This is a genomic window from Parafrankia sp. Ea1.12 (genome assembly GCF_900465275.1).
Lineage (GTDB): Bacteria > Actinomycetota > Actinomycetes > Frankiales > Frankiaceae > Parafrankia > Parafrankia soli.
This window is the reverse complement of record NZ_UBIZ01000655.1, coordinates 1-2,357: the sequence shown is the minus strand read 5'-3', so window position 1 is coordinate 2,357 and position 2,357 is coordinate 1. Positions and strand designations below refer to the sequence as shown.

Below are 2,357 nucleotides of genomic sequence, written 5' to 3'. Positions count from 1 at the left end.
GGGTAGGGCTTGCGTTCTGCCATGTCTTCCAGCAGAACGCACCAGCCGCCGACCGCAAGACGATCAGCCCCACACCCAAAAGATCAACTCAAGCTGAGGCCCGGCAAAAGCGTACAGAACGCCCACTTAGGCGGCCCGTTCGCACTTGTTGATCAAGCCGTCGATGACGGGGCCGGTGTCCGAGTTCTGGCACCCCACACGCACGGGCCGGCGTGCACGAGTCGGTTCGGTTCGTCGAGGTCGAAGATCCCGAGATGGCGCGGACGGGACGGCGGGGAGAGACCCGCTGTCGCGTGTCGCCCCGGCCCTGGAACCCGTGTCGTCAGCCCTCCCACCTGGGAGGGCGACAGACGACACGACACGCGACAGCAGAGACAGCACGGCCGTTTTAGCCCGGCCTGGCCGGGCACCCCCGGTTTACCCGGCCAGCGGCCGGGTAGAGAGAGCTGGGCGCTGCCTGGCCACTCCCAGAGTGGCGACTGTGTGGCCGGCGGCGCCCGCCTCGACCGCCGGCCCCGCTGCCCCACCCCGGGACCGGCGGCCTAGTGAGCTACTCGATGCCTCGGTGCCGGTGCTGGTGCGTTGACCAACGCTGTCCGGGCTGCCAGGGCCGTCTGCCTGATGCGGCAGCAGATTGTCCCGGCTGTCCCGGACATGCGCCCTGGACACGAGTACGGCCCGCCCCGGCGAGTACCAGGACGGGGCCGTACCGAGGATGAGTCAGGACGCGATCGCTGTCCGGCCGTCCTCGTCGTGACGACCTCGAGGGACGACCGGTCCGGGTCGCAAGGCCCGGACCTGGGCAGCGCGGGGCCACACCCCGACCGTGCGGGTGTCCGGGAAGGGCTCGGGGCGAGTGTCGATGGCAGCCCTGGTCTGTTACCGGCCTGGTCAGCGACCCCGGCTGTTCTACCGGGTGCTGACCCACCACGGCCGTAAAGGCGAGCGCCGCAGCTTCTCCGAGGCGGAAGGACGGCATGATGATGGCGTCGCGGACCTGACCGGGGCCGGGTGGCCGCCGTGACCGGCCGAGGGATGAATGGCGGCGGGAGGTAGCCCGTGGTGGATGCCGAGGGGCTGCCCGCGGGCCCGGTCGTGGACGCCTGGATGCAGCACCCCACGGTCCGGTTCCTGCGCGAGGACATGTTCGCGTCGCTGCACCGGTGGACTGGCGCCGCGGAGCCAACCGGCGAACTGCCCCTGGACGCGACCGTCCGGGCACTCGACGACGGCGGGGTTGACCGGGGGCTGATCTGCGCCTGGTACGGCCCGGCCGGTCCACTGATCTCCAACGACGAGGTGGACGCCTGCGTCCGGGCTCGACCAGACCGGTTCCGCGGCGTCGCCTCCGTCGACATCCGCTACCCGGTCGCCGCCATCGGCGAACTCCGCCGTGCCGTGCAGGACCTGGGGTTCGTCGCGCTGCGGATCGTGCCGTGGCTGTGGGGGCTGCCGCCAAACGATCGGCGGTACTACCCGCTGTTCGCCACCTGCGTCGAGCTGGGTATCCCGTTCTGCACCCAGGTCGGGCACACCGGCCCGCTGCGCACCTCGGAGACCGGGCGGCCGATCCCGTACCTCGACGACGTGGCACTGGAATTCCCGGAGCTCGTCATCGTCGCCGGACACATCGGCTACCCGTGGACCAACGAGATGATCGCGCTCGCGACGAAATACCCGAACGTCTACATCGACACCTCCGCCTACGCCGCCCACCGGTATCCCCCGGAGCTGGTCGCCTACCTACGGGAGCACGGCCGGGCCAAGGTCCTGTTCGGGACGAACTATCCGATGATCACTCCGCGGCGGGCTCTCGAACGCCTTGGCGAGCTCGGTCTCGACAGCGAGACTCGGGCGGCGTTCCTCGGCGGGAACGCCACCAGGGTGTTCCGCATCTAAAGCGTCAGTGCGGGTCAGACGCCCGCGCCGAAGGCAGGCTACGGGCGCAGGCCGATCAGCCGGCGGGTGGCCCGCTCGTACACCGGCCAGGGCAGCGCTGCGCGCAACGCGAGCTTGATCCAGGCGTCGGTGCCGACCGGGTGGCGCAGCCGGCGGCGGCGCGTGGTGGCCGCCGCCGCGATGACGTGGGCGACCTCGTCGGGGTCACGTAGATGGTTGGCGATGTAGTCGCCGTAGAACTCGCGCAGTTTGACGAAGTCGCCCGCATAGGGCGAGTGCACGGGCACGGGGGCGTTCAGCATGGGCGAGTCGTAGATGGCCGTTCGGTAGGAGCCTGTGGGGCTCCAGAACCCCGATTTGGGCGGTGACCTGCACGTTTGCCTGCCGGACTGGGCCTGTGTCGGGCAGGCTGGATGGTCATGGTGTGGTCGCTGCTCCACGCCCTGACACGCAACACT

Annotated in this window: 2 protein-coding genes; one reads left to right on the top strand and one right to left on the bottom strand. The window is 70.1% G+C overall.

Annotated elements, in window-relative coordinates:
* Positions 1 to 1,107 precede the first annotated feature (1,107 nt).
* Positions 1,108 to 1,899, top strand: coding sequence for an amidohydrolase family protein (locus FMEAI12_RS34590; protein ID WP_071060749.1), 792 nt, complete (start codon positions 1,108 to 1,110; stop codon positions 1,897 to 1,899).
* A 38-nt stretch (positions 1,900 to 1,937) separates the two neighbouring features.
* Here the strand turns inward: FMEAI12_RS34590 and FMEAI12_RS34585 are convergent, their stop codons facing one another.
* Complete coding sequence (locus FMEAI12_RS34585) at positions 1,938 to 2,201, bottom strand: hypothetical protein (protein ID WP_112109265.1); 264 nt, start codon at positions 2,199 to 2,201, stop codon at positions 1,938 to 1,940.
* Between the last annotated feature and the right edge of the window lie 156 nt (positions 2,202 to 2,357).

Bases quoted from the DNA above. Each gene is read 5' to 3' on its own strand.
- FMEAI12_RS34590 (WP_071060749.1), top strand. From the start codon at position 1,108: ATGCAGCACCCCACGGTCCGGTTCCTGCGCGAGGACATGTTCGCGTCG.
- FMEAI12_RS34585 (WP_112109265.1), bottom strand. From the start codon at position 2,201: ATGCTGAACGCCCCCGTGCCCGTGCACTCGCCCTATGCGGGCGACTTC.